A 6,488-nucleotide genomic window follows, 5' to 3' on the forward strand; every position below is an offset into this window, starting at 1 on the left:
CGAAGTCATCCCAACCAATACGCCACCACTTGCCCCAATCCCAATCAATGCCCAGGAAGAAGGATATCGGACTTCCGATTCCTTTTTGGGTCCTAATAAGCGGAAGACACGTGCAATGATAATGATGCTTACTATAATCAATGTCCAACCCAATAAATTGGGGAGAAAATCTTCAATGAGATGACGATTATCCGTTTGACGCAAAATAAATTGCGACCCCAATATGGATGCCGGGATGCTTCCAATCGCCATCCACAAAACTGGTTTGAAGGAAATTTTGCTTTCTTTATGATGCCCAAGACCCCCAACAACCTTTGTGATTGCGGCAAAAGCCAAATCTGTACCCACTGCCAGAACAGGATCAAATTTCATCATCGAGATCAGGAACGGTGTCATTAACGCGCCACCTCCCATCCCTGTCAGGCCGATCATAAATCCAATCGCTAATCCAGCGACACTCATCAGCAAAGGATTTGTCATTGTTATTTGAGCTCTTTAACCAGATAGAGCTCACCGCGCTCAAAACCACGGTCAAGATAATATTCCCGAGTACCAACTGCAGCAATGACTGCTAACCGCTCGAAACCGCTCGCACGAGAAATTTGCTCTGCTTTCTCCATCAGTCGTGTGCCGAGGCCGGCATGTTGTGCTGATCCGCTCTTCTCTGCACCGACCTCCAGGGATTGACCATAAACATGAACCTCACGAATGATCGCCGCTCCTGAAAGATCAGAAATTTCAGTTTTTGGCGCATCTTTACCAGGAAGCGAAAGTCGCAGAAAACCAGCGATCTTATCATCGGGAGTGACAAATGAGATGAAATGTTCCTCGGCGTACTCAGCCTGATAAATAAGATCATCCAGTTTTAGTTTCTCAGTATCAATTCTTTTTCCCCGTACCTCGCGACAGCGCAGACACTCGCATTTCGTTCCACGCTCTTTCATTTCCAGATGTACGTCCTGACGCAGGGAGGTCCGCTTATTGCCTTCAACCACATTGGGGGAGGGAATATCACGAATAACGCGATTCGCGCGACAATAACGCGGGATACTCGGCTTCACATCGGCAATCAGGGCGATCAGTTCTTCGGTCGTATAAGGCTTATATTCGCCACGCTGCCAGTATTCATGCAGTTCTGTCTCCGCCAGTAATTGTGTCGGGTAGATTTTTATCTCGTCCGGAGCGATGCCATCCCAAAGATGCAGAAAATCTGCGCGATCAGATTCCAGCGTTGCGCCGAGAAGGTTGGGCATCCAGTGCAGCACGATCTTGAAGCCTCCCGCGCGCAGCAGCGACATGGCGCTTCTCAGCTCACCCACGGTATGTCCGCGTTTATTTAACGCGAGAATCTTGTCGTCGAGGCTTTGCGCCCCCATCTGGATCTTGGTGACACCAAGATAACGGAGCCAGGCCAATTCGCCCGCTGTGATTTCGTCCGGGCGAGTCTCGATCACCAGGCCCACGTTACGATGCGCAGCAGTTTCGTTGATTTCCTGCGCCTCCACCAAATCTCCAGGATTTATCACAGAGCGGACAGAGTCCGCGGGGTCTTTTAGTATATTGTTTTTCCCTTCGTGCTCTTCGTGGTTAATATTTAACGCATCAAAACACCGCTTCACAAACCATTCCTGGTAGTCACGTCGATAGGCACTCCACGTTCCGCCAAGGATCAATAACTCGATCTTGTCGGTCGGATGCCCGACGGCCTGTAATGCTTCCAGCCGTGCAGCCACCTGAGCATATGGATCAAATTCATGATGTAAACCGCGCATCGCACCCGGCTCATCTGGCAAATATGATTTTGGCATCCGGACATCATCGGGGCAAAAAATGCACTTCCCCGGGCAGGGATAATGCTTGGTAAGCACTGTTACCGTCGTTACGCCTGAGAGTGTCCGGACCGGTTTCATGCGGATGCGTGCCAAAATTTCGCCATCCGCCATCATCTCACCACTTGCCACCATTTCGTTATAGGCCGCAACCAGCGCGTATTTGCCAATATAACCATCCGTAGTGGGATGATGCTTCAGGGCTGTCAGCGCTTCTTCTCCAGCGCGAATTTCAGCCAACGCCAAACGCGCCAGCCGCATCTTTTCGGGTGTGATCGCACGGGATTTTAGCCAGATCTCTGCTTCAGACACAGGTACTCACAAGATATAATGGATAGATGGATAAAAAGATCATTAACCAGGTCATCGAACTTAATCGTCAATTCTATCAGAGTTTCGGCGGGGAGTTTTCCGCCACACGTGGGCGCATCCAGCCTGGTGTGCAAAAAATCCTGAAGCGGATCGGCCAGGATGATTCGATCCTGGACCTGGGATGTGGCAATGGAGAATTTCTCCGGCAACTGGCAGGAAGTGGTCACCGCGCATCGGTTCTCGGCGTGGATTTCAGCTTGCCCCTGCTCAACGACGCTGAGCAGATCCCCGAGGGGTTTTCTGCCCGATTTCTGGCGATGGATATTACTACGAAGCAATGGTCAGAAATCAGTGAACCGTGGTCAATAATTACCTCTTTTGCCACGCTGCACCACATTCCCGGCGAAGAGATACGGCTTCGCATTCTGAATAATATCTATGCTCGGCTTGCCCCAGGTGGGCAATTTATCCACTCGAATTGGCAATTTCTGAATAGCGAACGATTGCGCGCCCGCATCCAGCAATGGGAGCAGGTTGGTTTGGCGCAAGCCGATGTTGACTCGGGAGATTATCTGCTGGATTGGCGACGTGGCGGAAAAGGCTACCGCTATGTTCACCATTTCAGCGAAGATGAGTTATCCCGTCTCGCCAAGCTGAGCGGTTTCCATGTAGTTGAGAGCTTTTATTCTGATGGGGCAACGGGGAATCTGGGTCTGTATCAAATTTGGAAAAAAGTAAAAGAAGAAGCGCATCAGGCCTGATTTAGCGGAAGCAAGCCAAATTTTGGAGCGATGCGCTTTTTCTTATCCCGACAGTGAGGTGGGGCACACTCAGATCTTGTAAATAATGTACAGTTCCTGAGCGGCGTGGAACGTAGTCGCCTGTACCCGATAGGGTGAAGGACGAGTTTATAAGAATCGCTCTTCGACTTCGATTATGCTTCGCTTCATCTCCGCTCAGAGACTGTAGATTCACATCAATTTTTCTTGGGGATATACCGTAAATTCTCAACTACGTAACTTGATTGTTCCCTTGGGAGCTTAAACCTCCACCTTTTGAGGGTCCATAATATATTGCCACCAGTTGTTATGAATACCATTGATCCGCCCGGCGACGTGAGGGATGTGGTCCATCCACCAGCGATGATGCAGGCGAATATCTCCATTGCCCCATTCGCTGGCATTCACCTGACGGGTGATACCCTGAAAATCAGGGAAGTTGTACCAATCGTCACAGTTGCTGGAAACAAAGCGGGGGTCACCCCAGTCGTAATCGCGAAGACTATTGGGGGCAAAATGGACGTTGCCAAGGTTGGCCTGCCCGGGATTCTTTTTGTCGTAACGTGTATAACGTTTCCAAAGATTGGCATCGCCACTTGTCTTGGCAAAGGTCTTTTTCATGATTGATTCAATGCGATGCGTGAAGGCTTCAAGCATTTCTCCAACACCGCGCTCATAAGAAAAACCCATCATTAAAAATCGACGGGAGATATGAGCTGTCCCTTCCAAAGGAGGTGCGTTGCACCAAAAGGCATCCTTGCCAGCCATGACCGATTCATAAAAACCTGCGTAGGGGAAGGCGAAAACCCACACCTCATCAATCTCATTATTTTCAACGCGTTCGGCAATGTTAAAATCACCCAGGATAGCCTGATAATCTACCTGATGAGGTTCATGCTGCGGGGTGATCCCATGCAAGACATCGAGATATTGAGAGGGCGAGTATCGGAATCCATCTGCCTTGACAGGGAATTCATCCACTTCGATGCGCTCGATTATTTCATTGCGCACCATGCCATGACTGGTTTCCTGTAGATCGGCAGAGAAACCAGTCATAAGGTCGGCGGGGCGATGCCAACCTGCCTGGTCGGCAAGTTTTTCGCCTATCTCAGCATCCATTGTCGGATTGTAAATAATGGCCAGAACACGGTTAACGGTAATATTTGCGGGTTCATTTGGATCATTTACAGGGGGAGCAGGTTTTGGGTCTGGTTTCGGAGCAGGGGGTTTTTTTCCAAATCCAAAAATTTTTCGCAGAAGGTCGAGTAAAAAAGACATGAATCCTCCTATTATAGGCTTAGCGATTTTTAAAAATCGGCTTTATCATACTAAGGCACATCGCCAGCCTGATAGATTTTGCCACCTTGTGCAATGAATAGAACATGGGCAGAATTTGTTGTCATCGCTGTTAGGGCGACACTGGAAATGGGGCCTTCGTGATCACTGCGAGGGTGAATTTTGTTTTGGAGTTCAAAAGAGCGCGGGCTAAGACGGAAAACTGCCTGCGATTTAGGGTCAAGAAGTAGCAGCGCAGAATCAGGTGGGGTGGAGAGATGCATTTGGGTAAAGTGAGCTTGCCCAAAGCTATCACCCCCACCAGCAGCTGGATGTGTATCAATAAGCGTGGCCGGGTTAATACAGCGTGTTGGAACAGTATCAAGCAGACTGTAAGTGCAGCTTGCCAGATGCCCATCGGCAAAGAGCAAGTAAAGATCGCTACCATCTACACTCATATCAACTGCATTTTCCAGCCCTGAGGGAGCATTTTCAAAGAATGCAGTCGGGTAATTAATAAATGTGGAGGCCTGCCCACCATAGACCCAGACTTCTCGCGAGAGGGCATCTAAAATATAGAGTACCTCCGAATCCAGCGAGATAGCGGTAATTTCTTTAAACCCAACCGGGGGTTCCTGGAGCGAAAGCGCCTGTGGGACCTGATTGGCTGCACAATAAAGAAGGTTACCCCGATCATCAATCCCCAGCACCGAGGCTGCCATCGCATTTGCCTTTGGCAAGGCTTTTAGCCCTACCAGCACCCCCACAGATTTCCCGCCATATTCACCCCTTCCGCAAATAAAGTTCTCATCATATTGATAACCACTATCAAGCAAAAAGGCGCGTAGGATTTCTCCATTAACAGAATCCAGCAAAAAAATCTCGGTGTCAATAGCTGCCATTGCAGTGATTTCAATCCCACGCGGCAACCCGCTTACCGCAGGCTGAAAATCGCCCCGAATAATGCCAAGCAGCGCATCCAGACTTGTTTGGGCCTCATCACGCAGGCCCTTCGATTCGGAGGTGATATTACGCTCCTCCGCCAGATTGAGTTTTGCAAGCGCATCTTCCCATGCAATTCTCTCAGCAACCGGGTCATCCTGACTGACGGCACGCGCGCGCGCTGCGTCTGCTTCGGCAAATAGCGTTTCATATTGCACGTCTCGTCCGAACAGAAAATATACGATGCTGGCTATGGTAACGACCACCAAGGGAATAATGATAGCGATCAGTCCCATTATCCAGCCGGGGAGATGAACAGGGGTTTCAGAATCGCTACCAGGTAAAAGACGTGGCATCATCGTGCGGACGGCGTTTTTCAGGCGGGTATTTCCTTCCCGCGTGGCCTGCATCCCTCTCGCAAGTGTGCGGGCACCCTCACGGGCAAAAATCTCGCCAACCGGCGGCTCGGCGAGAGAGGCATCATCCTTGATTTCGACAAAATGCTCAACCGGAGGAGATGCCATTTTGTCAGGAGTAGGGGCTGGTTTTGGCGCCTGTCGCGGAATCGAATCTGGAATAACAAGCACGCCTGGAGGCTTGCTAACGCTATCTTTACGCGGCACGGCAATTGAATCGATCCCCGGCGACGGTGGGATGCGTTGCGGCTCAGGACGATGACTGGCTATCGGTGTACTCTCGACTTGCGGTTCTTCGGCGATCTTCTTTGAGATACTTTCCGGGGTCAGTGAGACGGATCGTACCGGCTTGAGGATAGTCATTTCTCCGCGACCAGGTTGTACTTCACACATAACCGCGTTCCCATCTTCGGTGCTTTCCGTCATCATCAAACTGCGGACAGCCTCCAGCGAAGCGGATCGGTTGTCGCGTTGCAGAATCTGCTCCCAGGCGGGAGGAATTTTGGCTGCGATCAGCAAACGTCCCCCCGTGCGCAACGTGAGTTGTGAAAGATAAAAATTGGTCGCCTGCCCCAATCCCAGACCACGTCCGGCCATCAGGGGATCGTGAATATCCTTGCGTTCTGCCCCTGCCATCCAATAAACATGGGTTGGGCCAGATTCCAGGATATAAAATTGTTCTCCTCGCAGCGCACCCAAAACGAGGTGCCCAAGAGTATAGAGTCCCTGCCCGCTGGATGTCATATTGCGTTCGAGAAGATCTCCATTCAGTGTGGTCGCGGCTGCACGCAATGCCGCAGTGACAGAGCCAGGAGTCTTGTAAAACTCCTCTGCTGTGCGAGATGTCATTTGGAGATAATTGGCGGTGGAAAAGGAAGCATTTCCGCTCAAGGTGAGATGGACGATCAGCCGATCTTTTTCACGGCTGCGCGCCT

The 6,488-nt window shown here is 50.4% G+C and carries 5 protein-coding genes; 1 reads left to right on the top strand and 4 read right to left on the bottom strand.

Annotated elements, in window-relative coordinates; genetic code table 11:
• Both AC3DOM_RS14310 and AC3DOM_RS14315 read right to left on the bottom strand, forming a co-directional pair.
• On the bottom strand, positions 1-480 hold a 480-nt coding region (locus tag AC3DOM_RS14310; protein ID WP_487919724.1), incomplete at its 3' end, for a sulfite exporter TauE/SafE family protein.
• Between the two features lie 2 nt (positions 481-482).
• A complete protein-coding gene (locus AC3DOM_RS14315; RefSeq protein WP_487919725.1) occupies positions 483-2,141 on the bottom strand; it encodes an elongator complex protein 3 in 1,659 nt (552 codons plus the stop codon).
• Between the two features lie 26 nt (positions 2,142-2,167).
• Here AC3DOM_RS14315 and AC3DOM_RS14320 point away from each other — a divergent pair, with 26 nt between their 5' ends.
• Positions 2,168-2,902: a class I SAM-dependent methyltransferase gene (locus AC3DOM_RS14320; protein ID WP_487919726.1), complete on the top strand. Its 735-nt coding sequence runs from the start codon at positions 2,168-2,170 to the stop codon at positions 2,900-2,902.
• Between the two features lie 279 nt (positions 2,903-3,181).
• Here AC3DOM_RS14320 and AC3DOM_RS14325 read toward each other — a convergent pair whose 3' ends face one another.
• Positions 3,182-4,198, bottom strand: a complete 1,017-nt coding sequence (locus AC3DOM_RS14325; protein WP_487919727.1) for a hypothetical protein — start codon at positions 4,196-4,198, stop codon at positions 3,182-3,184.
• 50 nt (positions 4,199-4,248) lie between these two features.
• The coding region (locus AC3DOM_RS14330) for a hypothetical protein (protein WP_487919728.1) at positions 4,249-6,488 on the bottom strand (2,240 nt) is incomplete at its 5' end.

It is taken from the genome of Candidatus Desulfolinea nitratireducens (assembly GCF_982879505.1).

Bases quoted from the DNA above. Each gene is read 5' to 3' on its own strand.
- AC3DOM_RS14320 (WP_487919726.1), top strand. From the start codon at position 2,168: ATGGATAAAAAGATCATTAACCAGGTCATCGAACTTAATCGTCAATTC.
- AC3DOM_RS14325 (WP_487919727.1), bottom strand. From the start codon at position 4,198: ATGTCTTTTTTACTCGACCTTCTGCGAAAAATTTTTGGATTTGGAAAA.